The organism is Thermomonas sp. S9 (assembly GCF_024704365.1).
GTDB lineage: Bacteria > Pseudomonadota > Gammaproteobacteria > Xanthomonadales > Xanthomonadaceae > Thermomonas.
Window position 1 is genome coordinate 2,264,918 of the sequence record NZ_JAJDFY010000001.1, and the last position, 26,785, is coordinate 2,291,702.

Genomic DNA, 26,785 nt, shown 5'->3' on the forward strand with positions numbered 1-26,785 from the left:
GCCGGGGCGTGCACGCAAAAGGCCGCGCACTGCGCGGCCTTTTGGGTTGCGTGCCTGCGACGGGCCGCCGCGGTCAGGGCCGGCGCGCCAGCTCGGCGTGGTCCTTGGCCTTCGGCATCAGGTCCTGCTTGGAGACCTTGAACGGGCCGATGGTCAGCATCGGCACCGCCACGATCACCGAGGAGACCACCACGATCACCGCACCGATCATGTGGGTCTCGGCCAGCCCCTGCATCGAGCTGCCGCCGTACAGGTACAGCGCCAGCGCCGACAGGAAGAACATCACCGCGGTGATGACTGTGCGCGACAGGGTCTGGTTGATCGAGCGGTTCAGCACTTCCAGCGGCTCCACCCGCAGGCTGCGGAAGTTCTCGCGCACGCGGTCGAACACCACGATGATGTCGTTGATCGCAAAGCCCATCACCGACAGCAGGCCGGCCAGCACGGTCAGGTCGAACTCGCGGCCCACCAGCGACATGTAGGCAATGGTGAGAATCAGGTCGAAGAACGCAGTGATGCTGGCCACCATCGCGAACTTGAACTCGAAGCGCGCGGCGATGTACACCAGGAACCCGACCAGCATGAAGAGGGTCGCATACACGCCATTCATGGCCAGGTCGCGGCCGACCTGCGGACCGACGAACTCGCCCGGCTGCACGGTGGCGGGATTCTCCGGCGTGTTGACCGCGGCCAGCACCTGGTCGGCAATCTTCTGCGCGGCGTCGGCGGCGTTGTTGTGCTCGGCGTCCGGTTGCAGGCGCACCATCACGTCGCTGCCGCCACCCACGGTCTGCACCTGGGCGTTATGCAGGCCCGCCGCGGACAGGCGCGCGCGCACCTGCTCCACATCCACCGGATGCGCGAAATGGGTGCGCACCATGGTGCCGCCGGTGAACTCCAGCGCGTAGTTGAAGCCCTTCAGGCCGATGATGGCGACCGAGGCAACCAGCAGCACCAGCATCAGCGCCAGCACCGGATGGCGGTGGCGCATGAAATCGATCTTGGTGTCGTTCGGGACGATGTGCAGCGGAAACAGTTTCATGGATGGATTCTCTCTTCCCGTCAGATCGCCACGGACTGCAGCTTCTTGCGGCGGCCGTAGATCAGGGTGGCCAGCGCGCGCGACACGGTGATCGCGGTGAACATCGAGGCGAAGATGCCGATGATCATGGTCAGCGCGAAGCCCTTCAGCGGGCCGGTACCGAACGCGTACAGCGCGATGCCCACGATCAGGCCGGTCAGGTTGGCGTCCATGATGGTGTGCGAGGCGCGGTCGTAGCCCATCGCAATCGCGGCCTTCGGCGGGATCCCAAGTCGCAGTTCCTCGCGGATGCGCTCGTTGATCAGCACGTTGGCGTCCACCGACAGGCCGACCGACAGCGCCAGGCCGGCGAAACCCGGCAGGGTCATGGTGGCACCGAACTTCGACATCACCGCGACCACGATCACCAGGTTGAACAGCAGCGCGACCGATGTGATCAGGCCGAACATGCGGTAATAGATGCCGAAGAACACCAGGGTGAACAGGAACGAGAACACCACCGCCTTGATGCCGCGGGCCACGTTCTCCGCGCCCAGGCTGGGGCCGATCACGTATTCCTCGACGAAGTCCATCGGTGCCGCCAGCGAGCCGGCGCGCAGCAGCTTGGACAGGTTCTCGGCCTCGGTGCGCTCCAGGCCGGTGGTCTGGAACTGCTTGCCGAACACGCCCTGGATATTGGCCACGGAGATCACTTCCTCCTTGACCTTGAAGCTGCGCACTTCCTTGCCGTCCACCATCGTGACCTGCGGGATGCGCTCGGTGTACACCACCGCCATCGGCTTGCCGACGTTGGCACTGGTGAAGTCGAACATGCGCTGGCCGCCGACGCCGTTGAGGGTGACGCTGACCGCCGGCATGCCGTTCTGGTCGGTGGACACGGTGGCCGCCACCATCTGGTCACCGGTGGCGATCACGCGCTTGTTGAGCAGGATCGGGCGCCCGGCGCGGTCGCGGTAGAGCTTGGCCTCGGGCGGGATGCGGCCGGTATCGGCGGCTTCCTGCGCATTGCCTTCCACCACCGCGCGGTATTCCAGGGTAGCGGTGGCGCCGATCATGCGCTTGGCCTCGGCGGTGTCCTGCACGCCGGGCAGCTCGACCACGATGCGGTCGTCGCCCTGGCGCTGGATGATCGGCTCGGCCACGCCCAGTTCGTTGACGCGGTTGCGCAGGGTGGTCAGGTTCTGCTCGATCGCGCTGGAGGCGATCTGCTGCATCTCGGCCTGCGGCACGCCGACCACGATCCCGCCGGGATCGCTGGAATAGGTCAGGGTCGGCTGCGCCTTCACCAGCGCGGCGCGCGCCTTGGCGGCGTCCTCGGGGTTGGCCAGCACCACGCGCAGCGAATCGTTGCCGCTGCGCTCCACCGAGCGGTAGGCCACGCGGGCGTCGCGCAGGGTGGTGCGGATGTCGTCGGCGAACGCGTCGAAGCGCTTGTCGATCGCCGCCTTCTTGTCCACCTGCAGCGCGAAGTGCACGCCGCCCACCAGGTCCAGGCCCAGCACCATTGGATGCCCACCCAGGCGGCTGAGCCAGGCCGGCACCGTGGAGGCCAGGTTCAGCGCCACCGTATAGCCGTCGCCCACCTGCTCGCGGATCGCGTTGTTGGCGACGCTCTGGTCGCTGAGCGAGTTCAGGCGCACTACCAGGTTGTCGCCCTCCTTCGCGATCGCCTTCGGCGTCACCTTGGCGTTGGCCAGGATCTGCACCACCTTCGCCTTCAGGGCGTCGTCGATCTGCGCACCGCGGTTGGCGGTGATCTGCACGGACGGGTCCTTCTGGTAGATGTTGGGCAGCGCGTACAGCACGCTCAGCGCCAGCACCAGGAGGATGACGAAGTACTTCCAACGCGGGAATTCAAGCATTGCTCAGATCCTGCTCGACGCCGGCGGGGCGCCGGGTCTGGACGGACGGGAGGATGGCGGCTCAGGCCGACTTCAGCGTGCCCTTGGGCAGCACGCTGGCGATCGCGCCGCGCTGCACGCGCAGCTCGACGCCGCTGGCGACCTCGATGGTGACGAACACCTCGCCGATGGCGACTACGCTGCCGGCGATGCCGCCGTTGGTGATCACCTCGTCGCCCTTGGCCAGCTTGTCCAGCATCGCCTTGTGCTCCTTCTGCCGCTTCATCTGCGGGCGGATCATCAGGAAGTACATGATCACGATCAGCACGATCGGGAACAGCAGGGTGGACAGCAACCCGCCCTGCGCGGGGCGGCGCCGCCGGCGGCCTGGGCATGGGCGGCGGGGATGATCAGGTCGAGCAGGGTATCGAGCGGGTTCATCGGGAATCCGTGTCAGCGAAAACGAAGGGGTATGGCCAGCGGCTGGGGCGAGGCCAGCGGGGGATTATGCCACGACTGCCGCGCCCGCCCCGGCGCACGCGGCGGCCGGCCGCAGCCTCATGGCCGGCGCGCGGCGTAGAAGGACTCGCGGAAGTCGGCGAAAGTTCCCGCCGCGATCGCATCGCGCATCTGCGCCATCAGCCGCTGGTAATAGCGCAGGTTGTGCAGGGTCCCCAGGATCGGCCCCAGCATTTCATTGCAGCGGTCCAGATGGCGCAGGTAGCTGCGCGAAAATCCGCCCGCGCAGGCCACGCAGTCGCAACCTTCCTCGATCGGCCGCAGGTCGTGCTCGTACTGGCTGTTGCGCACGCGTACCACCCCGGTCGCGGTGAAGAAGTGGCCGTTGCGGGCGTTGCGGGTAGGCATCACGCAGTCGAACATGTCGATCCCGCGCGCCACCGCCTCCACCAGGTCCTCCGGCCGGCCCACGCCCATCAGGTAGCGTGGGCGGTCGGCCGGCAGCTGCGGGCAGGTGTGGTCGAGCATGGCGTTGCGCTCGCCCTCGCTTTCGCCCACCGCCAGCCCGCCGACCGCGTAGCCGTCGAAGCCGATCTGCTTGAGCCCTTCCGCCGAGCGCGTGCGCAGGTCGTGGTGCACGCCGCCCTGGACGATGCCGAACAGCGCCGCGTCGTTGCCCGCGTGCGCACGCTTGCTGCACTCCGCCCAGCGCAGCGACAGCTCCATCGACTTCTCGACCGCCCGCCGGTGCACCGGCTGGCCGTGCCTGTCGTGCACCGGCGGGCACTCGTCGAAGATCATCACGATGTCGCTGCCCAGCACCTTCTGGATGTGCATGGACTCCTCGGGCCCGAGGAACACCTTGCGGCCGTCGGTGGGCGCGGCGAAGGTGACACCGGCCTCGGTGATCTTGCGCCGGTGCGCCAGCGAGAACACCTGGAAGCCACCGGAGTCGGTCAGGATCGGCCCGTCCCAGCGGGCGAAGCCGTGCAGGCCGCCGTGTGCCGCGATCACCTCCAGCCCCGGCCGCAGGAACAGGTGGAAGGTGTTGCCGAGGATGATCTGCGCGCCGAGATCGCGCAGCTGCTGCGGCAGTACGCCCTTCACCGAGCCGTAGGTGCCCACCGGCATGAACGCCGGGGTCTCGATGACGCCGCGCGGAAAGGTGATGCGCCCGCGGCGTGCCGCGCCGTCGGTCTTCAGCAGCTGGAACTGCATGCGGCTCATGCTCCCGCCTCCTGCGGCCATAGCAGCATGGCATCGCCATAGCTGAAGAAGCGGTAGCGCTGACGCACCGCGTGTTCGTAGGCGGCGAAGATGCGCGCCTTGCCGGCGAACGCGGACACCAGCATCAGCAGCGTGCTCTCCGGCAGGTGGAAGTTGGTCAGCAACGCGTCGATGCTGCGGATGCGGTAGCCGGGAAAGATGAAAATGCTGGTGTCGCCGGCGAACGGCTGCAGCGCATCGCCCACCATCGCGCTCTCCAGCGCGCGCACCACGGTGGTGCCCACCGCGATGACCCGGCCACCGGCCGCGCGGGTGCGGCGCACCTGGGCCACCAGCTCGGCACCGACGTTGATCCACTCGCTGTGCATGCGGTGGGCGTGCACGTCGTCCACCCGCACCGGCTGGAAGGTGCCGGCGCCGACGTGCAGGGTGATGTGGCCGATCCCGATCCCGCGCGCACGCAGCGCCTCCAGCAGCGGCGCGTCGAAATGCAGGCCGGCGGTGGGCGCGGCCACCGCGCCGGCCTCGCGCGCAAAGACGGTCTGGTAACGCTCGGCATCGGCCTTGTCGGGCGAGCGCTCGATATAAGGCGGCAGCGGCAGCTGGCCGGCGTGCTGCAGCCAGTCCGCCAGCGCGCCGTCCACGTGGAAGCGCAGCGTCCAGAAGCCGTCATCGCCGCGGGCGAGCACCTCGGCCTCGCCGCCGGCATCCAGCAGGATCCGGCTGCCGACCTGCGGCGGCTTGCTCACGCCCAGCTGCGCGCGCGCGGCGTTGTCCGGCAGCAACCGCTCGATCAGGATCTCCACCCGCCCGCCGGTGGGCTTGGCGCCGAACAGCCGCGCCGGGATCACCCGGGTGTCGTTGAACACCAGCAGGTCTCCGGGCTCCAGCAGCACCGGCAAGTCGCGCACATGCAGATCTTCGAAGGGCACCATGTCCGGCGGTACGTGCAGCAGGCGGCTGGCCGAGCGCTCCGGCAGCGGTGCCTGCGCGATCAGCTCGGGCGGCAGGTCGTAATGGAAATCGGAGGTCTTCAAGGGCGTGCGGAGGCGGTTTTGAACCGCGCATTGTAGGGCGGCCCCGCGGGCGCTGCCCGCCACCTTGCATCTGGAAGTCTCAGCGCTCGAACTTGGTCGAGAGGATGATCGAGGTATTGGTGCGCTCCACCCCGTCGATCGCACCGATGCGGTCGGTCAGCACGTCCATCTCGCCCACGGTGGCGGTGACCGCCAGCGCGATCAGGTCGTTGTCGCCGCTGATCGAATACAACACCCGCACCTCGTGCATGCCCTGCAGCGCCTTCACCACCGCCGCCATCTGCTTCGGGCGCAGGGTGATGAGGATGTGCGCGCGGATGCGGTTGCGCTCCAGTTCGTCGTCGATGCGCACGGTGTAGCCGCGGATCACCCCCTGCTGCTCCAGGCGGGCGATCCGGTTCTGCACGGTGGTGCGCGACAGCCCCAGGCGGCGGGCGATGTCGGCGGTGGCGGCGCGGGCGTCCTCGCGGAGCAGGGACAGCAGCTGTTCGTCGGCGGCGGAGATTCGCATATCGACGAAGCATAACGTCGATTCGCCCAAAATGCTCGTCATTCAAGGCGAATCCACCCTACCGAATGACGGGCATCCCCGGATAATGAAGCTTTGGCCGGCCGCCGCCCGCGGCCATGGCCCCAGACGGGAGACGCACCATGAGCCTGATCGACACCCTCGCCCCGCTGCGCGCCCACGGCGGCCTGCGCACCACCGGGCTGGACGATGCCACCGTGCTCGCCTTCGCCGCGCGCGATCCGCAGCTGGGCGAGGCCATCGCCGCCGCCGCCGCGGAATACGCCAGCGTGCGTGCCGAGTTCCCCGATCTGCTGAAGCTGGACGAGGACGCCCAGCGCGCCAAGGTGCAGGAAGGCTTCGTCAACTTCTACTCGCAGGACAACGCCAACCCCTACGTGGCGCTGGCCGCGCGCGGCCCGTGGATCGTCACCCTGAAGGGCGCGGTGCTGTACGACACTGGCGGCTACGGCATGCTCGGCCTCGGCCACGCGCCGGCGGCGGTGCTGGAGGCGATGGCGCGGCCGCAGGCGATGGCCAACATCATGACCCCGCACGTGGCGCAGCTGCGCTTCTCCAACGCCATGCGCCGCGAGATCGGGCAAACGCGCGCTTCCAAGGATGGCGGCGGCTGCCCGTACGCGGCCTTCATGTGCCTGAACTCCGGTTCGGAATCGGTGTCGCTGGCGGCCCGCATCGTGGATGCCAACGCCAAGCTCATGACCGACCCCGGCGCCCGCCACGCCGGCAAGACCATCAAGCGGCTGGTGGTGAAGGGCGCCTTCCACGGCCGCACCGAGCGCCCGGCGCTGTATTCCGACTCCACCCGCAAGACCTACCTGCAGCACCTGGCCAGCTTCCGCGGCGAGGATTCGGTGATCGCGGTGCCGCCGTACGACATCGACGCCCTGCGCAAGGTGTTCGCCGAGGCCGATGCCCACGGCTGGTTCATCGAGGCGATGTTCCTGGAGCCGGTGATGGGCGAAGGCGACCCCGGCCGCAGCGTGCCGGTGGGCTTCTACAACGCCGCGCGCGCCCTCACCCGCGCCCACGGCAGCCTGCTGTTGGTGGATTCGATCCAGGCCGGCCTGCGCGCCACCGGCTACCTGTCGATCGTGGACTACCCCGGCTTCGAGGGCATCGAAGCGCCGGACATGGAGACCTACTCCAAGGCGCTCAACGCCGGCCAGTACCCGCTGTCGGTGCTGGCCGTCACCGAGCACGCCGCCGGCCTCTACCAGCGCGGCCTGTACGGCAACACCATGACCGCCAACCCGCGCGCGCTGGAGGTGGCCTGCACCGTACTGGCGCAGCTCACCCCCGCCCTGCGCGAGAACATCCGCGCCCGCGGCCAGCAGGCCCTGGCCCTGCTGGAGGCGCTGAAGGCCGAGCTGGGCGGACCGATCACCAAGGTGCAGGGCACCGGGCTGCTGTTCTCCTGCGAACTCACCCGCGAGTTCAAGGGCTACGGCACCGGCTCCACCGAGGAATGGCTGCGCGAGCACGGCATCGGCGTGATCCACGGCGGCGAGAACTCGCTGCGCTTCACCCCGCACTTCGCGATCAGCGAGGACGAGCTGAAGCTGGTGGTGGCGATGGTCAAGCGCGCCATCCTGGAAGGCCCGCGCGTGGCGCAGGCCGCCGCGGCCTGACGCGCCCGTCCCTGCGCACTGCCCTTGCGGGGCGGCCTGAAGGCCGCCCCGTCTGTTTTTGCACGGGCCGTCTCGGCTACGCTGGCGGCATGAACACCGTCGTCGTCGATCATCCGCTGGTCCGCCACAAGCTCGGCAAGCTGCGCGACATCCGCACCGATCCGGTTCACTTCCGCCAGCTGGCCGGCGAGATCGCCGGGCTGCTGGCGTTCGAGGCCACCCGCGACCTGCCCGCCGAGCAGGTGACGGTGCAGACCTGGGCCGGCCCGCTGCAGGTGGAGCACGTGCGCGGCGATCATCTGACCCTGGTGCCGATCCTGCGCGCCGGCCTCGGCTTCCTGCCCGGCGTGCAGGCGCTGCTGCCGGCCGCCCCGGTGAGCGTGGTCGGCCTGCGCCGCAACGAGACCACCCACCGCCCGGAAGGCTATTACCAGCGCCTGGCCGACCGCATGCACGAACGCACCGCGCTGCTGATCGACCCGATGCTGGCCACTGGCGGCAGCGCGATCGCCGCCATCCAGCTGCTGAAGGACGCGGGCTGCCGGCGGATCAAGGCGATCTTCCTGGTCGCCGCGCCGGAAGGCCTGCACGCGCTGGAAACCGCCCATCCCGAGATCGAGGTGTACGTCGCCGCGATCGATGAGCGCCTGGACGAGAACGCCTACATCCGCCCCGGGCTCGGCGACGCCGGCGACCGCCTGTTCGGCACGCCGGTGGATTGAGCCAGGATCACACCAGCGCCAGCCACACCCCGGCGAGGGCCATCAGCAGCAGGACCAGCCAGGTCAGGGCCGTGCCCCAGAAGCGGCCGAACGAATAGCCGCCGGTGCGCGACAGGCCCGCCGCGTGCAACGCGCGCGCCAGCAGCAGCGCGCCGCCCAGGCCCCACAGCCACGGCGCGGGCAGGCCGGAAAGCTCCAGCAGCGCGAGCAGCAGCAGGGCGACCGGCACGTGCTCGACGAAGTTGGCGTGCACCCGGATACGGCGCAGCAGTTCGGGATCGCCGCCATCGCCGAGACCGATCTTGCGCGCGTGGCGAATCTGCGAGATGCGCGCCAAGAGCACCAGCATCAGCAGCACGTGCAGGGCGGTGATGAGCAGGGTGATCTTCGGCATCGCAAGGCTCCTCAGGCCGCCAGCGGACGGGCGTGCAGTTCGGCGTGTTCGTGCACGGTGGAAAAGCGGCCCGTGTCGTCGCGCGCCACCTGCGCCAACGCGCAACCGGGGTCGTGGGTGAAGAACAGGTGGACGTTGCGCGCCAGCTTGTCTTCGAGGAAGGCGCGCTTCTCGTCGATCAGCAGCTCGGGGTTGCGGTCGTAGCCCATGGTGATCGGCACGTGCACCCACGGCCGGCCGGGGATGAGATCGGCGCAGAACACCACGCCGCCGCGCGGCTGGCCGGCCACCGTCTCCGGCCCGACGATCTCGGCCAGCAGCAGCCCCGGCGTGTGTCCGTCGCTGTGGTGGAAGCGCACGGCATCGCCCAGCGCGGCGCAGTGGTCGCCGTCCACCAGTTCCAGCCGGCCGCTCGCCTCCAGCAGCGCGGGCAGTTCGGGGATGAAGCTGGCGCGGTCGCGCGGGTGCGGGTGCAGCGCGCGCTGCCAGTGGGCCTTGCCGACCACGAAGATGGCGTTCGGGAACAGCAGCTCCGGCGCACGCCCTTCGGCCCACGGCGCCAGCAACCCGCCGGCGTGGTCGAAGTGCAGATGGCTGAGCACCACCACGTCGATGTCTGCGTGCGAGAACCCGGCTGCGGCCAGCGAATCCAGCAGGACGTGGCGGTCTTCCAGCACGCCGTAGCGCGCGCGCAGCGGCGGCGGGAAGAACGCGCCGATGCCGGTCTCGAACAGCACCGTCTTGCCGCTGAGCGGGCTGGCCAGCAGCGCGCGGCAGGCCAGGTCGATGCGGTTGTCGGCGTCCACCGCCATCCAGCGCGCCCACAGCGCCTTGGGCGCGTTGCCGAACATCGCGCCGCCGTCGAGTTTCTGCGAATTGCCCAGCAGGGACCAGAGCTTCATGGAAATGCCTCCTGCGCAGTGACGTGGAGATACGCGCACCGGTCAGGGCTGCGCCAGCACCGTGGCCTTGCCTTCGGGATTGCGCGGATCGCTGCCGCCACGCAGCGCATTGGCGCGCCGGTCCCATTCCACCGTCTGCAGGTTGCCCCAGACGTGACTGGAACCACGCCCGCCCGCGGCTTCATCGGGCGGCAGATCGATGCGATGCCCCATCGCCTGCAAGGCCTGCGCGGCTTGCGCGGAGATCGCGCCGGGCTCGGCGTCGATCACGTCCGGCAGCCACTGGTGGTGGTAGCGCGGCAGCGCGGCGACCTGCTGGGCGTCCAGCCCGGCGTCGTAGCCGAGGATGCCCAGCAGCACCATCGTGATGATGCGGCTGCCACCCGGGGTGCCCAGCGCCACCACCTTGTCGCGCGATTCCATGAAGGTGGGCGTCATCGAGCTGAGCATGCGCTTGCCCGGCTTGGGCGCGTTTGCCTCATAGCCCATCACCCCGAACGCATTGGGCGTGCCGGGCTTGAGCGCGAAATCGTCCATCTCGTCGTTCAGCAGCACGCCGGTGCCGGGCGGGATCAGGCCGGAGCCGAACAGCAGATTCACGGTCTGGGTGGCGGCCACCCGGTTGCCGTCGGCGTCGATGATCGAGAAGTGGGTGGTCTCCTCGTCCTCCAGCGGGGTCGGCTGGCCCGAGAGCAGATCGCTGGGCGTGGCCTTGTCGGGGTCGATGCCCGCGCGCAGGCCGGCGGCGTAGTCGGGCGACAGCAGCAGCCGCTGCGGGATCTTCACGAAATCCGGATCGCCCAGGTAGAAGGTGCGGTCGCGGAACGCGCGCCGCATCGACTCCACCACCATGTGCACGCGCTCGGCCTCGGGCATGGCCTCAAGGTCGTAGGGCGCGAGGATCTGCAGCATCTGCGCCAGCGCGATCCCGCCCGAGGACGGCAGCGGCGCGGTGGTGATGGTCCAGTCGTGGTAGCGGAAATGGATCGGCTCGCGTTCGCGCACGCGGTAGCCGGCCAGTTCGTCCAGCGTCCACTGCCCGCCCGCGGCATTCACGCCCGCCACCAGGTGCCTGGCGGTGGTGCCGCGGTAGAAGCCGTCGAAGCCCTGCGCGGCGAGGCGCTCGAGCGTGGCGGCGAGGTCCGGCTGGCGGAACACCTGGCCCTCGCGGATCGGCTTGCCATTCGGCGAGAACACCGCGCGGGTGCCGGGATAGCGGTCCATCACCTGGCGCTTGGCCGCGTAGCCGCGGGCCATGCGTGCATACACCGGGAACCCCTCGCGGGCGATGCGGATCGCGGGGGCCAGGCTCTGCCGCAGCGGCAGGCGGCCGTATTTCTCGGCCACGTGCACCAGCAGCGCCGGCAGGCCAGGGATGCCGGCCGACCACGGGCCGTTCTGCGCGCGCTGCGGGTCGAGGTCGCCCCTGGCGTCGAGGAACTTGTCCGGGGTGGCCGCGGCCGGGGCGGTCTCGCGCCCGTCCACGAACACGTCGCGGCCGGTCTTGCCATCGTGCAGCAGCCACATGCCGCCGCCGCCGAGGCCGGAGCTGATCGGCTCCACTACCGACAGCACGCCGGACACCGCCACCGCGGCATCGAACGCATTGCCGCCCTGGCGCAGGATCTCGATTCCGGCCTCGGTGGCGAGGTGGTGGGCCGAGGCCACCGCGGCGCCGGGCGGATGCGCGGCGGGCGCAGCCGGGCCGGCGGCAGCCGCCAGCGGAAGCAGGAAAGCCAGCAACAGCCAGGCGATGCGGTTCATGCATTCACTCCTTGCGCAGCGACGGCAAGATGGCAGCCGGGCAGCGTGCACCAGCGTCGGTCCTGCGCCCGGCGCAGGACCGGCCCGCGGCGGGCGGCCTCTGCCGACTTTACTTGGCTTCTTCGAAGATGTAGCTGACGCCGGCCGGCTCGACCGCGGCCTTCACCCGCTCGCCCAGGATCGGGGTGCCGATGAAGACCACCTTGACGCCCTTCATGCTGCCCTGCGGCACGCCCTTGAAAGCGGCCTCGATCATCTCGACTTCCTTCTCCGGCGCTGGCGAGGCGAACACCAGCATCACGCCTTCGGTCATGCCGCGGCCAAGATCGGTCTGCAGCTTCTCCAGCTGGCGCTGGTACTTGCCGTCGAAGTCCTCGCTATCGGCCTTCGGCAGAAAGTACACGAACGGGCTGCTGGTGATGCCGCCCATGTGCGGGGTGATCTTGTATTCCAGATAGGGCTTCCAGTCCTTCTGCTCGCTGCTGGTAGGCAGCGGCGGCGCGGCCTGCGCCTGCGTCTGCGGGGCTTCTTCCTTCTTGCAGGCGGTGAACGGCAGCACCAGGCAGGCGACGACGAGCAAACGGGTCAACAGGTTCATGGGTTTTCCCCGGGCTTGGCAGTGGATGTGGATGCAGCGGTGGCGGCGTTCCGGCTCATGCCGTCCGTCCCCGCCAGTGGGCTTCGAGCGCCGAGGCGACCGCAGGCGGGACGAAGCCGGAGACATCGCCGCCGAGGCGCGAAATCTCGCGCACCAGCGATGATGAAATGAAGCCGTATTGCTCGGCCGGGGTCAGGAACAGGGTCTCGACCTCCGGGATCAGGTGGCGGTTCATGCTCGCCATCTGGAATTCGTATTCGAAGTCCGACACCGCGCGCAGGCCGCGCAGCAGCACGCCGGCGCCGATGTCGCGCACGAAGTGCGCCAGCAGGCAGTCGAAGCCGCGCACCTCCACGTTGGCGTGGTGGCCCAGCGCCTGCCGCGCCAGCCCCACCCGCAGTTCCAGCGGCAGCGCCGGCCCTTTCGAGGGGCTGGCCGCCACCCCGACCACCAGGCGCTCGAACAGCGGTGCGGCCCGGTCCACCAGGTCCAGGTGGCCATTGGTGATCGGATCGAAGGTGCCGGGATAGACCGCGGTGCGTGCCGCCACGCTCATGTCGTCGTCGAACCGCTTCTGCTTCAGGATTGCCCCAGTGTACCGCGCCGGTACAGGGCATAGCGCACCTGGCGGGTGTGGTTTTCGCGATGCAGTGCCCACTCTGCGGGCACCTGCGGCACGCGATCCGCCGGGCTTTCCACATATAACCAGGCCCGCGCCGCCAGCCGCGCCGGCAGTAGTTCCAGCACCGCCGGCCACAGCCCGGCGGCGAACGGCGGGTCCACGAAAGCGATGTCGAACGGGGGCTCGGCATGCGTGCGCAGGAACGCCAGCGCATCGCCCTGATGCACCGCCACCCGGTGCTGCCGGTCCAGTCGCGCGGCGGCAGCCGCCAGGATTTGCGCCAGCGGCGGATCGGCCTCCACCAGCTGCACCCGTGCGGCCCCGCGCGAGGCCGCCTCCAGCCCCAGCGCGCCGCTGCCGGCGAACAGGTCCAGCACGCGCGCGCCCGGCAGCACCGGCTGCAGCTCAGTTGAACAGGGTCTCGCGCACGCGGTCGGAAGTGGGCCGCAGGCCTGGGCGATCCGGCACCGGCAGGCGCGTGCCGCGCCATTGCCCGGCGATGATGCGGACGCTGCCGGGCCGCGCCACGGAAGGGTTTGCGCGGGCGCGGCTCATCGGGAAGAGGCAAGGGCGGGTGCTACCATGCGCGCCATTCTCCGCTATTCCCCGGCCTCATGGTCAGCTGGTTCCGCCGCAAGCAACCCGACCCGCAAACGCCTCCACCGGAGACGCCCGCGCCGCCCGCCGTTCCGCCCCCGGGCGAAGTTCCCGCCCCCGCCGCGCCCGCTGCCGGGGCCGACCTGCCCGTCCCTGCCACCGCCGGCAAGTCCGGCTGGCGTCAGCGCCTGCGCGGCAGCGCCTTCGCCCGCACCTTCAGCAGCCTGTTCTCGCGCAACCCGCGTCTGGACGACGACCTGCTGGACGAGATCGAGGCCGCCCTGCTCACCGCCGATGTCGGCGTGACCGCCAGCAGCGCGCTGGTGGAAGGCCTGCGCAAGCGGATGCAGGCGCGCGAGTTCGCCGACGCCGCCACCCTGCGCTCCGCGCTGCGCGCCGAGCTGGTGGCGCTGCTCGCGCCGGTGGCGCGGCCGCTGCAGATCGACCCGGCGAAGAAGCCCTTCGTGCTGCTCGCGGTCGGCGTCAACGGCGCCGGCAAGACCACCACCATCGGCAAGCTCGCGCGCCGCTACAAGGACGAGGGCCGCAGCCTGATGCTGGCCGCCGGCGACACCTTCCGCGCCGCCGCGGTCGCGCAGCTGCAGGCCTGGGGCGAGCGCAACGGGGTGGCGGTGGTGGCGCAGGGCCAGAACGCGGATGCCGCCTCGGTCGCGTTCGATGCCCTGCAGGCCGCCAGGGCGCGCGGCATCGACGTGCTGATCGCCGACACCGCCGGCCGCCTGCATACCCAGGGCGGGCTGATGGATGAGCTGGCGAAGGTCGCGCGCATGCTGCGCAAGCTCGACCCGGAAGCGCCGCACGAGGTGCTGATGGTGATCGACGGCACCACCGGCCAGAATGCGATCCACCAGGTGCGCAAGTTCAGCGAGAAACTGCCGGTCACCGGCCTGGTGGTGACCAAGCTGGACGGCACCGCCAAGGGCGGCGTGGTGTTCGCGCTGGCGCGCGAGTTCGGCATCCCGATCCGCTATGCCGGCATCGGCGAGCGCCCGGAGGACCTGCGCGTGTTCGATGCCGAGGCGTTCGTGGACGCGCTGCTGCCGGAGTCGCTGGGCGGGTGAGCGCGGCGCTGCCCGCCGGCCCGCGCCCGCGCCGGTGGCGGCGGCTGGCAGCGCTGGCCATCGCGCTGGCGCTGGCCCTGCTGGTGCTGCTGACGGCCTGGCTGGCCCCGGCCCCGCGCGCCGGGCGTGCCCTGCTGGCGCTGGCCGGCCATGCACTGGCGCTCGAACTGCAGGCCGACGGCGTCGACTACCACCTGCGCGGCACCCCGCAGCTGGAGCTGCGCGGGCTCGTCGCGCGCCAGCCCGGCGCCCCGCGCGCCCTGCTGCGCGCGCGCCGCGTGTTCGTCGCGCTGCCATGGCACACCCTGCGCACCCGCGGCGCCGACCTCACCGTGCAGCGGATCGAGCTGGACGGCCCGGTGCTGGACCTGCCCGCGCTGCAGCATTGGCTGGCCAGCCGCCCCCCAGCGAAATCCGGCTGCCGACCCTGATCGCTGGCCTGCGCGTGATTGATGGGCGGATCGACAACGACGACTGGCGGATCGAGGCGCTGGCCATCGACCTGCCCGCGCTGCATCCGCGCCAGGTGCTGCGCCTGGACGTGCGCGGCCGCTACGTCGCCGGCACGCTCACCCTGCCGGCCGCGCTCGCGCTTTCGCTCGACACCCCGCAGCGGCTGCTGGAACGGCAACCGGCGCAGCTCTCCGCGCGCGGCCGCCTGGAGTTTTCGGGCAAGGGCTGGCGGATGCCGGCACAGGTGTTCCTGGCCGGGCCACTGCGGATCGGGCGCGACTCGGCGCTGATGCAGCCGGTGCGGCTGGGGCTGGACGCGCGCTACCAGTCGGCCGGCGGCAGCACCGCGTTCCGGCTCGGGCTGGCCGCGCCGATGGCCTTCGACGATGCCAGCTGGCGGTTCGTGCCGGTGAGCGTAGTGCTGGAGGGCGATCCGCAGGTGCCATGGGCCAGCGCGCGCGGCAGCCTCAGCCTCGGCGCGCGCCTGCGCCTGCGGCTGGCCGGCGAGATCGCCGCCTGGCCGGCCGGCTGGCCGCTGCTGCCGGCACCGCTGGCGGCGTCGCGCACGCCGCTGGCCTTCAGCCTCGCCTACGCCGGCACGCCGGATGCCTCCGGCCCGGCCCGCCTCACCCTGCGCCGCGACGCCACCGCGCTGGAGGCGCGTTTCCGCCTGCCCGAAGTGCTGGCTTGGCTGGACGCCGGCGGCAGTGGCTCGCCGCTGCCGCCGCTGGCCGGCACCCTGACCACCCCGCATCTGGTGCTGGACGGGGTGACGCTGGACGGCGTGCAGCTGCGGCTCGACGACGCGCCATGAGCGCCGCGCCCGCCATCGCCGCGCGCCTGCTGGCGTGGTTCGACCGCCACGGCCGCCACGACCTGCCCTGGCAGCACCCGCGCACGCCGTACCGGGTGTGGCTGAGCGAGATCATGCTGCAGCAGACCCAGGTGGCGGTGGTGGAGGGCTATTTCGAACGCTTCGTCGCCGCCCTGCCCGACCTGCCGACACTGGCGCGCGCGCCGCAGGACAACGTCCTCGCGCTGTGGTCGGGCCTGGGCTATTACGCCCGTGCCCGCCACCTGCACGCCGCGGCGAAGCTGTGCCTGGAGCGCCACGGCGGCGAGCTGCCGCGCAGCCTCGACGCGCTCGTCGCGCTGCCCGGCATCGGCCGCAGCACCGCCGGGGCGATCCTCGCACAGGCCTGGGGCGATCCCGCGCCGATCCTCGACGGCAATGTCAAGCGCGTGCTGTGCCGGGTGTTCGGCATCGAAGGCTGGCCGGGCCGGCCGGCGGTGGAAAAGCGCCTGTGGGCGATCGCCGAGACGCTGCTTCCCCCACGCGGCTGGCCGACTGGTCCCAGGCGCAGATGGATTTCGGCGCCACGTTGTGCACCCGCGCCAATCCCGCCTGCGCGATTTGTCCCTTGCAGGACGTTTGCATTGCGCGGCGCGAGGGCCGCGTGCAGGAACTGCCCGCGCCAAAACCGGGCAAGCCGTTGCCGCAGCGCGAGGCCCACCTGCTGCTGGCCGAGGATGGCGACGGCCGCGTGCTGCTGCAGCGGCGCCCCCACCGGGGTCTGGGCCGGGCTGTGGTCGCTGCCGCAGCTGGGCGACGCCGCGCAGGCGCGCGCCTGGTTCCGCGACCATCTGCGCGGCGATGCCACTGCGGCGCAGCCGCTGCAACCGATCGAACACGCCTTCAGCCACTACCGCCTGCGCCTGCACCCGCTGCACGTGCGCGCCGACGGCCTCAAGCCGCGCATCGCCGATAATGACGACCTGCGCTGGGCGCGCCGCGCGGAGCTCTCCGCGATCGGCCTGCCCGCCCCCATTCGCAAACTGCTGCAGGAGCCAACCGCATGACCCGCCAAGTACATTGCGTAGTGGACGGTATCGACACCGACGGCCTGGACTTCCCGCCGTGGCCCGGCGAGCTCGGCAAGCGCGTGTTCGACAACGTCGGCAAGCCGGCCTGGCAACGCTGGCTGGCGCATCAGACCATGCTGATCAACGAGAACCGGCTGTCGCCGCTGAACCCGCAGCACCGCGCCTTCCTCGAAGGCGAGATGGCCAAGTTCCTGTTCGGCGGCGGCGCCGAGAAGCCCGCCGGCTACGTGCCGGCGGACTGACGGCACCCGGGCGCGGGGGGTTACGGCTGCGCGCCCTGCTTGGGATCGGCCGGCCGCTCCACCGGGGCATCGATCTTGTTGGCATCGCGCTCGGCCTTGCGGATCGCCTTCATGTCGAGCGGCTGGATCGACTTGATCGTGCAGGGGATGTCCGGCATCAGCGGCCCCACCCCGCGCGGGATCACCCGATCGAAGCCGGCCCAGACCTGGCCGACGCTGCGGCTGAGGCTGATCATCGGCGCGAAACTGAGGTTGGGACACGGCCCGTACAGCTTGAGCAGGTAGGCGCGGCCCGGGCCCGACCACACCGCCAGCGCGCTGTCGCCTAGCGGCGTCCAGCCGTCCATCGGCATGGTGTACATGAAGCTCGAGACCGGCGCACCGGCATGCTGCTCGTACAATGCCAGCTTCTCCGCATCGCTCATGTGCGGCCCGCTGGCGCAGCCGGCCAGCATGGCCGCCGCCAGCGTCGACGCTGCCAGCCATCGCGTGTTCGCGTTCATCACGGTGTCCTCTCTTGCGTTGCAACGCGCCCCGACGGGCGCGCATTCATCCTGCTCCGGCGACGTGCGGCATGCGTAAAGCCAGCGTGAAAAACTCCACCTGCGCTGGCCACCGCCAGCGCGCGTTCAGCGCCAGCCTGACTTGCGTCGCCCGCCGGGCGTCCGTATGATGCGCGGCTCGCACGCCCATGGCCGGGTAGCTCAGTTGGTAGAGCAGGGGATTGAAAATCCCCGTGTCGGGGGTTCGATTCCCTCCCCGGCCACCAATACCTAACGCCCAACCCTCATCGGTTGGGCGTTTTCATTTGCGGGTTCCGCGACACCATGCGGGGTTTGGCGGCGTTCCGCGTGTGCCACGCGGTAGTGGCAGGGTGGCCGGAAGTCGCCCGGTTCGACTCTCTTCTGCTCTCAGTTCTCTCAAAACCCGCGCCAACTTCTTCGCCGGAGCGCACGCAGACGGGCTTGCGCATCAACGACTTGTGCGTGCGTCACCGCGATCGGTTGTCCATCGTGCTTGGATGGGCAACGCATCAAGCCTACGCGGGAGTCGATGCTGCAGCACAGGGCATGGCGTACAGGCCCGCGCGCTTCTGCGTGACCACGAGCGTTCGATAAGCAAAGAGCGGCCCTTCGGCCTCGGGCTTGCCCTTGTCGCGCGCCTTGACCTTGAACACGTCGATGGGCTTGTCACTGTCTAGCCCGGCGCGCCGCATGATCTGTTCGGCGGTGCGGGGCTCCCCTTGAACGACCACAGTGCGTCGAAGACCGCAGCCTGAGCCTCGGTCAGCCGGATCGGGCCGTGCGGCCCCTCGGGCAGCGTGACCCAGCGGAAATCCGCCGAGAAAGGCCCCTTCACCGGCGTCCTTGGATCGCTGGCCTGCGGTGCTGGCGGCTCTCCCGTCGGGGCGATGAACGAGATGCCGCCTCCGTAGAAGGCGAAGCGATCCTCCAGAGCCAACCACTCCACGGCCGGGCCGAAGGGCGCCCCGCGCGTCTCGCGCGGCTTCGGCGTGATGACGCGGATCGGCCCGCCTGCGACCCGCACCCGCTCCAGCAGGGCCGGCTCGCGCCATAGCCGGATCAGATCGCGCGCCAGCAGGACTGGCGAGCACCGGGAATCGCCAAGGCGCCACACGCCATCGCCGAGGGCGTCGATGCCGTCGCGGCTCTCGATCGAAAGCGCCAGCCGCAGCTTTCGGCGCAGCCACTCCTCGTCCAGCGCCAACGCGGCCATGTCGTCGGCCTCGACGGCCACCGGCCCGCACTCGGGGCAATGGCAGGTACGCCCCTGGTGCCCGTCGCCCCAGACCTGCGCCCGCTGCTGGTGACAGTAGGGGCACAGCACGAATCGCTGGTCCAGGGCCGTGGGCTTCACCGCCTGCCCGAGGGCCGGCAAGGCGGCGATCTCGCGGGGAGAGAGCGCCGCTCGAAGGATGGGCGTGCCGCCCGCGAACAAGCGGCACACCAAGGCCCAGGCGTCGTGCGTGGCCACCGATCAGTCCTCGCCAATCGTGGAGGGATGCGGCTCAGGATTGGCAGTTCCCGCTTCCGGCGTCCTCCGCCCCTCGATTTCCTTGGACACGCTCTTGCGGGATCCTAACCCCAAGAGGAGAGTCCGAGATGAAGCACAAGAAGGTCGAGTTGGTGAAGGAGCGCGGCCGCTGGTCGGCGAAGTCCAAGCGTGATGCGGTGCTGAGGCTGCTGCGCGGCGAGGACTTGGACACGGTGTCGCGGGAGTCGAAGGTCACGGCGGCGAAGCTGACCGAGTGGCGCGAGGCGTTTCTCGCATCGGGCATGGCGGGCCTGAAGGCACGCGAGACCGACGCGCGGGACGAGGAAATCGAACGGCTCAAGGCGGTGCTGGGCGAGATGACGATGCGCTGCGAACTGCAGCGCGACGCGATCCGGAGGTTGAAAGCCGGCCTCCCTTTGGACGAGACGAGGTTGCCGAAATGAGCGCGGCGACGTCGGAGGGGACGGGCCGGGTGTACGGGGTCAGGCGCGTGTGCTCGGCGTGGGAGCTTGCCCGCTCGACGTGGTATGCCCAGGCTGCGGCCACGCGGCCGGACCGTGCCCCGCCGGCCAAGCGCGGCCCGAAGACGGCGCTCAGTGACGAGGCGCTGGTGGCGGCGATCCGGGCCGTGCTGGCGGTGAGCCCGTTCACCGGCGAGGGCTACCGCAAGGTGTGGGCGAAGCTGCGGGCCGAGGGCATCCGTAGCGGCAAGTCGCGGGTGCTGCGGCTGATGGGCGCGCACGGCCTGCTGGCGCCGCAACGCGGCGGCGGCCCGCGGGGACCGCGGGCGCACGAGGGGACGATTCTCACCGAGGCGCCGGACCTGATGTGGGGGACGGACTTCTCGACGACGGTCACGCTGCGGGAGGGTACGGCGGCGGTGTTCATCGCGGTCGACCATTGCACGGCGGAGCTGGTGGGCGTGCATGCGGCGGCCCGTGCGACGCGCTGGGAGGCACTGGAGCCGATCCGGCAGGCGGTGCGGGAGCGCTTCGGGCGGATCGGCGCGAAGGTCGCCAGCGGGCTGCGGTTGCGCCATGACCACGGGACGCAGTACATGGCCGACGATTTCCAGCAGGAGCTCGCGTTCCTGGGGATTGCGTCGAGCCCGTCGTTTGTCCGCGCCCCGGAGGGCAACGGGTGCGCCGAGCGGATGATCCGCACGCTGAAGGAGCAGTTGCTGTGGGTGCGGACGTTCGAGACCGTGGAGGAGCTGCGCCAGGCGCTGCTGGCGTGGCAGAAGGTGTACAACGAGCACTGGATGGTGGGCCGGCACGGCCACCGCAGCCCGGCACAGGTGCGCCGGGATCACCACGCCGCGATGCAGCGCATGGCGGCGTGAATTACGCCCTCAGGCGTGTCCAGGAAATCGGGAGCGGTTCAGGCGGCGCTTCCCGGACGTTCAGCGTCTGGCCGGGCTGCAAGATGCCCAGCGAGACCAGGTAGCCCTCCAACTGCGCCTGCAACGCGGCATCGAACTTGTGCAGGTTCAGCCGCCCGCGACGCGTCACCTCGACCGTGACGACCTTGGAACGAGCCTTTCCGGGTTCGGGCGGGTAGTACAGGTTGATGCGTGCCGCCGTGATCAACCAGCCGCGCTCCAGCGGGTCCTCACCGGGGAACTCCTCGCGCAGCAGTTCGGTGACGCAGCGCTGCTCGCTCGACGCCATCGCCGTGCAATCGAGCTTCAGTGCCGTGCTCGGGCTCAACACCGAGAGGGACTTGACCTGCAGCGCCACGAAGCCGTCCGCCACGGCCTGCGGCACATCGAAGCCGAGGCGCAAGACCGACAGGTCCAGCGTCGGCGGCTTGATGCGGTGCGCGTCCACCTTGACGCCCAACAGGTGCTCGGCGAAGGCGTCCACGAGCATCTGGTGGTACTTGGCGCCACCGCGCACGAGGGTGCGAACGACCCCGGTGGCCGCCGCATACTCCAGCACCATGTGGATGTTCGGGTTGCCGACGCGACGGGTGAGATGGGCGCCCTCGAACTCCAGGCGCAGCATGGCCAGGTCCTTGACGTGCACTGTCAGCAGGAACACGCCGGGGCGGCGTTCCACCAGGTAAGCCACGCTGCCGTCGCCGCACTGCAGTTCGCGCTGATAGAAGGCCGAGATGGCCTGGCGCAGCGCGATCAGCGCGGCATCCGAGGTGTTCGGCCGGCGCTTCACGCCGAGGTCGTGCTGCTGGGCCTGCGATCCGTGGCGCTCCAGGTAGTCGAACTCACAGGCCCGCTCGAACAGCGCCGGGTGGTTGGCATACAGCTCAGAAGGAGCGGTGGGCGTCGCTCCGGCATCCCACCAGGCCCAGCAGCGCGGCGCCGTCCCCGGCGGCGGCCTGGAACATCGCCTGCTTGCCGGCCGGGTCGGCCAACTGGACGCTGGCCATGAGGTTGCCGATCAGACGGTCGCGGGCGGCGACGTCGGGCCAGGCGCGAACGGCCTCCACCAGCGCCTGTGAGGTGCGCGGCGTGTCCTCCCAGTCGAAATCGTCGGCCACGGGCAGGCCGTGCGAGGCCAGGAAAGTGCTGAGCGTCGTGTCCACCGGCAGTTCGAGCAGCACGTCGACGAAGGTCTTCTTCATCTTCTCGGTCCTTTCCGCAAGAGGTGTCGAGGGCTGCGGACCGATGGGGCGGGCACGCGGGCCGGCGACGGGGTTACCGAACGGGCATCTCGCCAGAGTAAAGCAGCGAGATACAGCGCGATTGTGTCCCGCCCCATTCCGCCTGTCAATCATCGTGGCACGTCTGGCGCTTTTTGGTATCTCGTGGCTATACTCACGGTCTGATTTTCCTACACTGACAGTGGATTCGAGACGGGGCATCGCCATGGCTTCGGCGTTTGGATCTCGCCTGCGGCGATTCCGCGAGGCGAAGAAATTGACCTTGCAGCAAGTCGCCGACGCGGTCGGCTGCACCAAGGCCTACATCTGGGAACTGGAGATGAAGGAGGGTCAACGCCCCTCGGCCGAGCGCGTGCAGGCGCTGGCCAAGGTGCTGGGCGTCACGATGGAGGACATCATGGGCGAGCCCATGCCCCAGGTCCCCGAGGCCAGCCCCGAGGATGTGGCCTTCTTCCGTGCCTATGCCGGCATGACCGAAGCTGAGAAGGACCGGGTGCGCCAAGCGCTGAAGATCATCTTCCCGGACAAGGATCTGCCGGAAAGCAAAAGGTGAACACGCCCCCGGCCCTCAACGGCGCGATCGCCGCCAACAAAGTCCACCACTGGTTGCGGGCTTGGTACGGCGCGGACGTGCCCGAGGCCATCGATCTCGATGTCGTGCGGCAGATGCTGCCGACCACGCCCTACGGCAAAGGGGTTCGGGAAATTCGTCCCCCGGTGCAGTTCAACGACGATGCCTTCGAGGGCCTGCTGGCGCGGGACCCCGGTGACCCTCAGGTCTGGGGTATCGCCTACAACGGCACGGTCAGCCCGCAGCGCCAGCGATTCACCATCGCTCACGAGCTCGGGCACTTCGTCCTGCACCGCGACCGGCAGCCGCGTTTCAACTGTGACAAGGAAAGCGTCCACTCCGGCCACGAGACGATGCGCCTGATCGAGCGCGAGGCCGACGATTTCGCCGGCAACTTGCTGATGCCCGGTGATCGGCTGCGCGAGTGGATCTCGAACCGACGCATCGATCTGCACGTCCTCAGCGCCATTGCCGAGCGCTTCCAGGTGTCGTTCGAGGCGCTGTGCATCCGCTTCATCAAGTTCACCCCGCAGCGCGCCATCTTGGTCTACTGGGACAACGGCTACGCGAAGTACGAATGGCGCAGCAGCAGCGCCGTGAGAACCCGGGCGCGCATCCGGCGCACCGGCGATCCGCAAGAGCCCTTACCCGGCACGCTCGCCGCCGACGCGAGCGTCGAGCAGGCATGGGACGGCGTCGAGATGTCCGCCGCGATCTGGTGCCCCGAGGAGGCACCCTACATGAAGCTGCGCGAGTTCAAGCACAGCTACGCCTCGAGAGATCGCGTCCTGACCCTGCTGCTGTTGGAAAGTGCCGAGCCGCGCGCTTGGGATCGATCCTGGCAGGACGGCGAAAGCTTCGACAGCGATGACCGGTTCGTCTCGACAGGCCAGCACCAGGTGCGATGACGCAGGGCGCCGTAGCCCGCGCATCCCCGCCAGAACCCGTTACGCGAAGCCCCTTGATTCCTAGCATGGTCGGCGTTTTCCATCGAAACGCCGACCATGCACGAACCCGAACCCTTCGTCCTGGCTCCCGAGGCCGATCGGCCTCGGCACGCGCACCAAGAGGTCGTCGATCTGCTGGCCTGCGCCCTCCTGCGGCTGCGCGCGCCCCTTTCCGCCATCTGGCCATCCCGCCACCGACAGCGACTCGGTTGGCCTTGGCTTCTGCGGGCCACAGCGCGTGAATGCGAACCCCGATCACGCACGAGGAGTTCGCCGATGACGACACACGCAAGCCCCGCAGACCCGGCCACCGTCGCCGCCCGCGTCGCGCAGCTGCCCCACCTGTCGATGGACAGCCTCTGGGCGCTGTGGGACGAGTACTTCGAGGAGCGGCCCAAGCATCACCACCGCACGTGGCTGGAAAGCCGGCTCGCCTACAGGATCCAGGAGCGCGCCTTCGGCGGGTTGAAACCCGCGACCCGCCGCAAGCTCGAGGAGATCGGTGAGACGGGCATCCTGCCGCGCCAACTGCGCCGCGACGCGAGTCGGTTGCTGCCGGGCACGGTGCTCACGCGGATCTTCGACGACGTTGAGCACCGGGTGCTGGTGCGCGGGCCCAATGACTTCGAGTATCAGGGGCAGCGGTTCAAGAGCCTGACGGCGATTGCCCGCCACATCACCGGCACGCCTTGGTCGGGCCCCGCGTTCTTCGGCCTCAAGACCAAGCACGGCCAGAAGGAGCCGGCATGAGATCACGATGGCCCGCATCCCCGTCGACCATGCCGACGCCTGGTCCCGTCACGCCATCGAGGCGCTGCGCGGTCTACACCCGCAAGTCCACCGACGAGGGACTGGACCAGGAGTACAACAGCCTGGAGGCCCAACGCGACGCGGGGCTGGCCTTCATCGCCAGCCAACGCCACGAGGGCTGGATCGCCGTCGAGGAGGGTTATGACGACGGCGGCTACTCCGGCGGCAATCTGGACCGCCCCGCACTGCGCCGACTGCTGGCCGACATCGAGGCCGGCAGGATCGACATCGTGGTCGTCTACAAGATCGATCGCCTCACGCGCAGCCTGCCGGACTTCGCCAAGCTGGTGGAGGTGTTCGACCGCAACGGCGTCTCCTTCGTCTCGGTCACGCAGCAGTTCAACACCACCACCTCGATGGGGCGGCTCACGCTCAACATCCTGCTGTCCTTCGCGCAGTTCGAGCGCGAGGTCACCGGCGAGCGCATCCGCGACAAGATCGCCGCCTCCAAGGCCAAGGGCATGTGGATGGGTGGCATGCCGCCGCTGGGCTACGACGTCGTCGATCGCAAGCTCGTCGTCAACGAACGCGAGGCCGCACTCGTGCGTGACATCTTCCGCCGCTACGCCGAGCATGGCTCGGCTGCGCGGCTGGTGCGAGAGATGGCGGTCCAGGGGCACACCACCAAGGCCTGGGTGACCCAAGGCGGGCGCCGGCGCACGGGCCGACCCATCGACCAGCAATACATCTTCGCGTTGCTGCGCAACCGCATCTACCTCGGTGAGATCCGCAACCACGGCACGTGGTATCCCGGCCAACACGAAGCGATCGTGCCACGAGACCTGTGGGACGCCGCGCACGCTTTCATCGCGCGCCGCAAGCAGGCGCCGCGTGAACACCGGGCCCAACACCCGGCGCTGCTCGCGGGGCTGCTGTTCGCGCCCGACGGCCAGCGCATGCTGCACACCTTCGTCAAGAAAAAGAGCGGGCGCACCTACCGCTACTACGTCCCCTACCTGCACAAGCGTCGTAACGCGGGCGCGAGCCTGGCGCCGGACGCCCCAGACGTCGGCCATCTGCCCGCGGCCGAGATCGAGAACGCGGTGCTGACGCAGATCCACGCGGCGCTCTCGGCGCCGGAGGTGCTGATCGGCACCTGGCGGGCGTGCCAGCGCCACCCGGCCGGTGCCGCCCTCGACGAAGCGCAGGTGGTGGTGGCGATGCGGCGCATCGGCGACGTGTGGGCGCAGTTGTTCCCGGCCGAGCAGCAACGCATCGCGCGGCTGCTGATCGAGCGGGTGCAACTGCATGAGCACGGACTCGACATCCTCTGGCGCGAGGATGGCTGGTTGGGATTGGGGCCCGAGATCGGCGCGCATCCCTTGGTCGACGAGTGCCGCGCGAGCGCCGAGGAGGCCTTGGCATGACCCGGTCGCCTCCCGATCCGACTCCGAACTCCCGCCGCCGCGCGATCCGGGTCGAGGTCGGCCACGACGCGCGCAGCTACGTCAGCGACGGGCAGCGGGTGACCCTGGTGCCCCTGACGATCAAGCGCCGGCAGAACCGCAAGCTCCTGATCCCGCCGACGCCCGAGTCCGCAGCCTCAGCCGCGGGAGGACTGGACGCGTCGATGATCAAGACGCTCGGCAAGGCCTTCTACTGGAAGCGGCTGCTCGAGGAGGGGCGCTATCCCACGACGACCGACCTGGCCCGCTCCCTGAAGTTGGAGCCCGGCTGGGTGGCCGAGGTGCTGCGCCTGACCCTCTTGGCCCCCGACATCGTCGAGGCCATCCTCGATGGCCGGCAGCCGCGACACCTGAACCTGCAGACGCTGCGCGGCCGGCACGATTCTCTGCCACGGGATTGGGCCGATCAGCGCAGGCTGCTGGGTTTTCCGCCACCGGCCCAGTGACCGGCCGCTGACCATCCCCCCTGTCCCCAAGAACGGCGAGCCGCGTGCTCGCCGTTTTGGCATGGACGCGTGCGGATTGGCGAACCCGAAGTTTGCGCGTGGTTCGCCATTCGGTCCCTCCAAGGTTCGCCACCCGAAGCCTGCAATGACACCTGTTCCTCAACAGCGTCATAGGAGGCTTCCATGCCGACAACGGCAAGCACCATCCCCCGGTCGCCGGTCGATGCGATCAACAGCCTGTCTCCCGGCGACCGTCGGGTCCTCAACGAGAACGAGCTCGCGCAGCGCTGGGGCCTGAGCCCCAAGACCCTGCAGCGCTGGCGCAGCGAAGGGCGGGGCCCGCGCTACCTGAAGCTGTCCAAGCGCGTCAGCTACCCCCTGGAGTCGGTCATCGAGTTCGAGCGTGGCGCCCTGCACGACTCGACCTCCGAGCGCGCGGCGCGCTGAAGGGGGATGCGATGAGCGATTTGACCCTCTACCCCGCCGACATCGCCGCGATGTCCGTCGGCCAGCTGGCTCAACTTCCGCCCGCCCAGAAGGCGGAGATCAGCCGCCACCTGGACGAAGCGCTCGCCTGGCTCAAGCAGGCCCGCGCCAAGTTCGACGCTGCGCTGGAGGCCGCCTACGGCGAGCAGGCCCGTGCTGCCCGCCTCGAGGCGGGCAAGGACTTCGGCGTCGTGCACCTGAAGGACGGGCTGCTTCGCGTGACGGTCGAGGTCCCGAAGCGCGTGTCCTGGGACCAGGCGCAACTGGCCGCCATCGCCCGGCGCATCGCCGCCGCCGGCGAGAAGGTCGAGGACTACCTGGACGTCGAGTACTCCGTCTCGGAATCGCGCTTTTCCAACTGGCCGCCGGCACTGCGCGCCGGGTTCGAGGCCGCCCGCACCGTCAAGCCCGGCAAGCCCACGTTCCGGCTGGCCCTCGTCTCGGAGGAGTGATCC

28 protein-coding genes, 1 tRNA gene and 4 pseudogenes are annotated in these 26,785 nt (G+C 69.8%); 16 read left to right on the forward strand and 17 right to left on the reverse strand.

The window, feature by feature from the left end; translation table 11 throughout:
• Positions 1-73: 73 nt before the first annotated feature.
• The 6 genes and pseudogenes from secF to LJB71_RS11270 form a co-directional block, all read right to left on the reverse strand.
• Positions 74-1,042 (reverse strand): protein translocase subunit SecF, encoded by a 969-nt coding sequence (gene secF / locus LJB71_RS11245; protein ID WP_259304247.1) that lies wholly within the window; start codon positions 1,040-1,042, stop codon positions 74-76.
• Between the two features lie 20 nt (positions 1,043-1,062).
• Entirely contained in the window at positions 1,063-2,904 is a 1,842-nt protein-coding gene (gene secD, locus LJB71_RS11250; RefSeq protein WP_259304248.1) for a protein translocase subunit SecD, read from the reverse strand.
• A 61-nt stretch (positions 2,905-2,965) separates the two neighbouring features.
• A pseudogene (gene yajC / locus LJB71_RS11255) lies at positions 2,966-3,324 on the reverse strand (preprotein translocase subunit YajC).
• A 117-nt stretch (positions 3,325-3,441) separates the two neighbouring features.
• Entirely contained in the window at positions 3,442-4,569 is a 1,128-nt protein-coding gene (gene tgt / locus LJB71_RS11260) for a tRNA guanosine(34) transglycosylase Tgt (protein WP_259304249.1), read from the reverse strand.
• Positions 4,566-5,606, reverse strand: coding sequence for a tRNA preQ1(34) S-adenosylmethionine ribosyltransferase-isomerase QueA (queA, locus tag LJB71_RS11265; protein WP_259304250.1), 1,041 nt, complete (start codon positions 5,604-5,606; stop codon positions 4,566-4,568). Before queA ends, tgt begins: the two co-directional genes overlap by 4 nt.
• Before the next feature lie 79 nt (positions 5,607-5,685).
• The gene (locus tag LJB71_RS11270; protein WP_114960831.1) at positions 5,686-6,117 is read right to left on the reverse strand and encodes an Lrp/AsnC family transcriptional regulator; all 432 of its coding nucleotides are present in this window, start codon (positions 6,115-6,117) and stop codon (positions 5,686-5,688) included.
• A 140-nt stretch (positions 6,118-6,257) separates the two neighbouring features.
• Between LJB71_RS11270 and LJB71_RS11275 the strand changes: the two genes are divergently transcribed.
• Complete coding sequence (locus tag LJB71_RS11275; protein WP_259304251.1) at positions 6,258-7,766, forward strand: aminotransferase class III-fold pyridoxal phosphate-dependent enzyme; 1,509 nt, start codon at positions 6,258-6,260, stop codon at positions 7,764-7,766.
• A gap of 89 nt (positions 7,767-7,855) precedes the next feature.
• Positions 7,856-8,488, forward strand: coding sequence for a uracil phosphoribosyltransferase (gene upp, locus LJB71_RS11280; protein ID WP_259304252.1), 633 nt, complete (start codon positions 7,856-7,858; stop codon positions 8,486-8,488).
• A 7-nt stretch (positions 8,489-8,495) separates the two neighbouring features.
• Here upp and LJB71_RS11285 read toward each other — a convergent pair whose 3' ends face one another.
• The 6 genes and pseudogenes from LJB71_RS11285 to rsmD form a co-directional block, all read right to left on the reverse strand.
• Positions 8,496-8,882, reverse strand: coding sequence for an MAPEG family protein (locus tag LJB71_RS11285; RefSeq protein WP_259304253.1), 387 nt, complete (start codon positions 8,880-8,882; stop codon positions 8,496-8,498).
• An 11-nt stretch (positions 8,883-8,893) separates the two neighbouring features.
• Complete coding sequence (locus tag LJB71_RS11290) at positions 8,894-9,784, reverse strand: MBL fold metallo-hydrolase (protein ID WP_259304254.1); 891 nt, start codon at positions 9,782-9,784, stop codon at positions 8,894-8,896.
• Between the two features lie 42 nt (positions 9,785-9,826).
• The gene (gene ggt, locus LJB71_RS11295; RefSeq protein ID WP_259304255.1) at positions 9,827-11,548 is read right to left on the reverse strand and encodes a gamma-glutamyltransferase; all 1,722 of its coding nucleotides are present in this window, start codon (positions 11,546-11,548) and stop codon (positions 9,827-9,829) included.
• Between the two features lie 109 nt (positions 11,549-11,657).
• Positions 11,658-12,146 (reverse strand): hypothetical protein, encoded by a 489-nt coding sequence (locus tag LJB71_RS11300; RefSeq protein WP_259304256.1) that lies wholly within the window; start codon positions 12,144-12,146, stop codon positions 11,658-11,660.
• 55 nt (positions 12,147-12,201) lie between these two features.
• Positions 12,202-12,702, reverse strand: a complete 501-nt coding sequence (coaD, locus tag LJB71_RS11305) for a pantetheine-phosphate adenylyltransferase (protein ID WP_259304257.1) — start codon at positions 12,700-12,702, stop codon at positions 12,202-12,204.
• Between the two features lie 23 nt (positions 12,703-12,725).
• A pseudogene (gene rsmD / locus LJB71_RS11310) lies at positions 12,726-13,323 on the reverse strand (16S rRNA (guanine(966)-N(2))-methyltransferase RsmD).
• A 59-nt stretch (positions 13,324-13,382) separates the two neighbouring features.
• Here rsmD and ftsY point away from each other — a divergent pair.
• The 5 genes and pseudogenes from ftsY to LJB71_RS11335 all read left to right on the forward strand — a co-directional run bounded on the left by ftsY (position 13,383) and on the right by LJB71_RS11335 (position 17,026).
• Positions 13,383-14,447, forward strand: coding sequence for a signal recognition particle-docking protein FtsY (gene ftsY / locus LJB71_RS11315; RefSeq protein WP_259304258.1), 1,065 nt, complete (start codon positions 13,383-13,385; stop codon positions 14,445-14,447).
• The gene (locus tag LJB71_RS11320) at positions 14,444-14,878 is read left to right on the forward strand and encodes a hypothetical protein (RefSeq protein ID WP_259304259.1); all 435 of its coding nucleotides are present in this window, start codon (positions 14,444-14,446) and stop codon (positions 14,876-14,878) included. Before ftsY ends, LJB71_RS11320 begins: the two co-directional genes overlap by 4 nt.
• Positions 14,879-14,892: 14 nt before the next feature.
• Entirely contained in the window at positions 14,893-15,714 is an 822-nt protein-coding gene (locus LJB71_RS11325; protein WP_259304260.1) for a hypothetical protein, read from the forward strand.
• Positions 15,711-16,760, forward strand: a pseudogene (gene mutY, locus LJB71_RS11330) (A/G-specific adenine glycosylase). The gene LJB71_RS11325 and the pseudogene mutY overlap by 4 nt, the downstream one beginning before the upstream one ends.
• On the forward strand, positions 16,757-17,026 hold the full coding sequence (locus LJB71_RS11335; protein WP_259304261.1) for an oxidative damage protection protein: 270 nt from the start codon (positions 16,757-16,759) through the stop codon (positions 17,024-17,026). The pseudogene mutY and the gene LJB71_RS11335 overlap by 4 nt, the downstream one beginning before the upstream one ends.
• 20 nt (positions 17,027-17,046) lie before the next feature.
• On the opposite strand, the gene LJB71_RS11340 is transcribed toward LJB71_RS11335, so the two are convergent.
• Positions 17,047-17,529 (reverse strand): DUF6491 family protein, encoded by a 483-nt coding sequence (locus LJB71_RS11340; RefSeq protein ID WP_259304262.1) that lies wholly within the window; start codon positions 17,527-17,529, stop codon positions 17,047-17,049.
• Between the two features lie 190 nt (positions 17,530-17,719).
• On the opposite strand from LJB71_RS11340, the gene LJB71_RS11345 reads away from it, so the two are divergent.
• A tRNA-Phe gene (locus LJB71_RS11345) sits at positions 17,720-17,795 on the forward strand.
• A 270-nt stretch (positions 17,796-18,065) separates the two neighbouring features.
• Here the strand turns inward: LJB71_RS11345 and LJB71_RS11350 are convergent.
• Positions 18,066-18,203 (reverse strand): hypothetical protein, encoded by a 138-nt coding sequence (locus LJB71_RS11350; protein WP_259304263.1) that lies wholly within the window; start codon positions 18,201-18,203, stop codon positions 18,066-18,068.
• A gap of 20 nt (positions 18,204-18,223) precedes the next feature.
• Positions 18,224-19,021, reverse strand: coding sequence for a hypothetical protein (locus LJB71_RS11355; RefSeq protein ID WP_259304264.1), 798 nt, complete (start codon positions 19,019-19,021; stop codon positions 18,224-18,226).
• A gap of 128 nt (positions 19,022-19,149) precedes the next feature.
• Here LJB71_RS11355 and LJB71_RS11360 point away from each other — a divergent pair.
• Positions 19,150-20,384, forward strand: a pseudogene (locus tag LJB71_RS11360) (IS3 family transposase).
• Between the two features lies 1 nt (position 20,385).
• Here LJB71_RS11360 and LJB71_RS11365 read toward each other — a convergent pair.
• Both LJB71_RS11365 and LJB71_RS11370 read right to left on the reverse strand, forming a co-directional pair.
• Entirely contained in the window at positions 20,386-21,213 is an 828-nt protein-coding gene (locus tag LJB71_RS11365) for a hypothetical protein (protein ID WP_259304265.1), read from the reverse strand.
• Between the two features lie 94 nt (positions 21,214-21,307).
• On the reverse strand, positions 21,308-21,625 hold the full coding sequence (locus LJB71_RS11370; protein WP_259304266.1) for a hypothetical protein: 318 nt from the start codon (positions 21,623-21,625) through the stop codon (positions 21,308-21,310).
• Between the two features lie 244 nt (positions 21,626-21,869).
• On the opposite strand from LJB71_RS11370, the gene LJB71_RS11375 reads away from it, so the two are divergent.
• From LJB71_RS11375 to LJB71_RS11405, 7 genes are all read left to right on the forward strand, one after another.
• Positions 21,870-22,217: a helix-turn-helix transcriptional regulator gene (locus LJB71_RS11375; protein ID WP_091534243.1), complete on the forward strand. Its 348-nt coding sequence runs from the start codon at positions 21,870-21,872 to the stop codon at positions 22,215-22,217.
• Positions 22,214-23,143, forward strand: coding sequence for an ImmA/IrrE family metallo-endopeptidase (locus LJB71_RS11380; RefSeq protein WP_259304267.1), 930 nt, complete (start codon positions 22,214-22,216; stop codon positions 23,141-23,143). The genes LJB71_RS11375 and LJB71_RS11380 overlap by 4 nt, the downstream gene beginning before the upstream one ends.
• Positions 23,144-23,458: 315 nt before the next feature.
• Positions 23,459-23,932 (forward strand): DUF2924 domain-containing protein, encoded by a 474-nt coding sequence (locus tag LJB71_RS11385; protein ID WP_259304268.1) that lies wholly within the window; start codon positions 23,459-23,461, stop codon positions 23,930-23,932.
• A 29-nt stretch (positions 23,933-23,961) separates the two neighbouring features.
• Positions 23,962-25,359: a recombinase family protein gene (locus LJB71_RS11390; RefSeq protein WP_259304269.1), complete on the forward strand. Its 1,398-nt coding sequence runs from the start codon at positions 23,962-23,964 to the stop codon at positions 25,357-25,359.
• Positions 25,356-25,844, forward strand: coding sequence for a hypothetical protein (locus tag LJB71_RS11395; protein ID WP_259304270.1), 489 nt, complete (start codon positions 25,356-25,358; stop codon positions 25,842-25,844). Before LJB71_RS11390 ends, LJB71_RS11395 begins: the two co-directional genes overlap by 4 nt.
• A 183-nt stretch (positions 25,845-26,027) precedes the next feature.
• On the forward strand, positions 26,028-26,291 hold the full coding sequence (locus tag LJB71_RS11400) for a helix-turn-helix domain-containing protein (RefSeq protein ID WP_028769813.1): 264 nt from the start codon (positions 26,028-26,030) through the stop codon (positions 26,289-26,291).
• 11 nt (positions 26,292-26,302) lie between these two features.
• Positions 26,303-26,782 carry a hypothetical protein gene (locus LJB71_RS11405; RefSeq protein ID WP_259304271.1) on the forward strand — a complete coding sequence of 160 codons (480 nt, stop codon included), beginning with the start codon at positions 26,303-26,305 and terminating at the stop codon, positions 26,780-26,782.
• Positions 26,783-26,785: the final 3 nt, after the last annotated feature.

Excerpts from the sequence above, each read along its gene's own strand:
- secF (WP_259304247.1), bottom strand. The coding sequence starts at position 1,042 with ATGAAACTGTTTCCGCTGCACATCGTCCCGAACGACACCAAGATCGAT.
- secD (WP_259304248.1), bottom strand. The coding sequence starts at position 2,904 with ATGCTTGAATTCCCGCGTTGGAAGTACTTCGTCATCCTCCTGGTGCTG.
- tgt (WP_259304249.1), bottom strand. The coding sequence starts at position 4,569 with ATGAGCCGCATGCAGTTCCAGCTGCTGAAGACCGACGGCGCGGCACGC.
- LJB71_RS11270 (WP_114960831.1), bottom strand. The coding sequence starts at position 6,117 with ATGCGAATCTCCGCCGCCGACGAACAGCTGCTGTCCCTGCTCCGCGAG.
- LJB71_RS11275 (WP_259304251.1), top strand. The coding sequence starts at position 6,258 with ATGAGCCTGATCGACACCCTCGCCCCGCTGCGCGCCCACGGCGGCCTG.
- upp (WP_259304252.1), top strand. The coding sequence starts at position 7,856 with ATGAACACCGTCGTCGTCGATCATCCGCTGGTCCGCCACAAGCTCGGC.
- LJB71_RS11285 (WP_259304253.1), bottom strand. The coding sequence starts at position 8,882 with ATGCCGAAGATCACCCTGCTCATCACCGCCCTGCACGTGCTGCTGATG.
- LJB71_RS11290 (WP_259304254.1), bottom strand. The coding sequence starts at position 9,784 with ATGAAGCTCTGGTCCCTGCTGGGCAATTCGCAGAAACTCGACGGCGGC.
- ggt (WP_259304255.1), bottom strand. The coding sequence starts at position 11,548 with ATGAACCGCATCGCCTGGCTGTTGCTGGCTTTCCTGCTTCCGCTGGCG.
- LJB71_RS11300 (WP_259304256.1), bottom strand. The coding sequence starts at position 12,146 with ATGAACCTGTTGACCCGTTTGCTCGTCGTCGCCTGCCTGGTGCTGCCG.
- coaD (WP_259304257.1), bottom strand. The coding sequence starts at position 12,702 with ATGAGCGTGGCGGCACGCACCGCGGTCTATCCCGGCACCTTCGATCCG.
- ftsY (WP_259304258.1), top strand. The coding sequence starts at position 13,383 with ATGGTCAGCTGGTTCCGCCGCAAGCAACCCGACCCGCAAACGCCTCCA.
- LJB71_RS11335 (WP_259304261.1), top strand. The coding sequence starts at position 16,757 with ATGACCCGCCAAGTACATTGCGTAGTGGACGGTATCGACACCGACGGC.
- LJB71_RS11340 (WP_259304262.1), bottom strand. The coding sequence starts at position 17,529 with ATGAACGCGAACACGCGATGGCTGGCAGCGTCGACGCTGGCGGCGGCC.
- LJB71_RS11370 (WP_259304266.1), bottom strand. The coding sequence starts at position 21,625 with ATGAAGAAGACCTTCGTCGACGTGCTGCTCGAACTGCCGGTGGACACG.
- LJB71_RS11375 (WP_091534243.1), top strand. The coding sequence starts at position 21,870 with ATGGCTTCGGCGTTTGGATCTCGCCTGCGGCGATTCCGCGAGGCGAAG.
- LJB71_RS11385 (WP_259304268.1), top strand. The coding sequence starts at position 23,459 with ATGACGACACACGCAAGCCCCGCAGACCCGGCCACCGTCGCCGCCCGC.
- LJB71_RS11390 (WP_259304269.1), top strand. The coding sequence starts at position 23,962 with ATGCCGACGCCTGGTCCCGTCACGCCATCGAGGCGCTGCGCGGTCTAC.
- LJB71_RS11395 (WP_259304270.1), top strand. The coding sequence starts at position 25,356 with ATGACCCGGTCGCCTCCCGATCCGACTCCGAACTCCCGCCGCCGCGCG.
- LJB71_RS11400 (WP_028769813.1), top strand. The coding sequence starts at position 26,028 with ATGCCGACAACGGCAAGCACCATCCCCCGGTCGCCGGTCGATGCGATC.
- LJB71_RS11405 (WP_259304271.1), top strand. The coding sequence starts at position 26,303 with ATGAGCGATTTGACCCTCTACCCCGCCGACATCGCCGCGATGTCCGTC.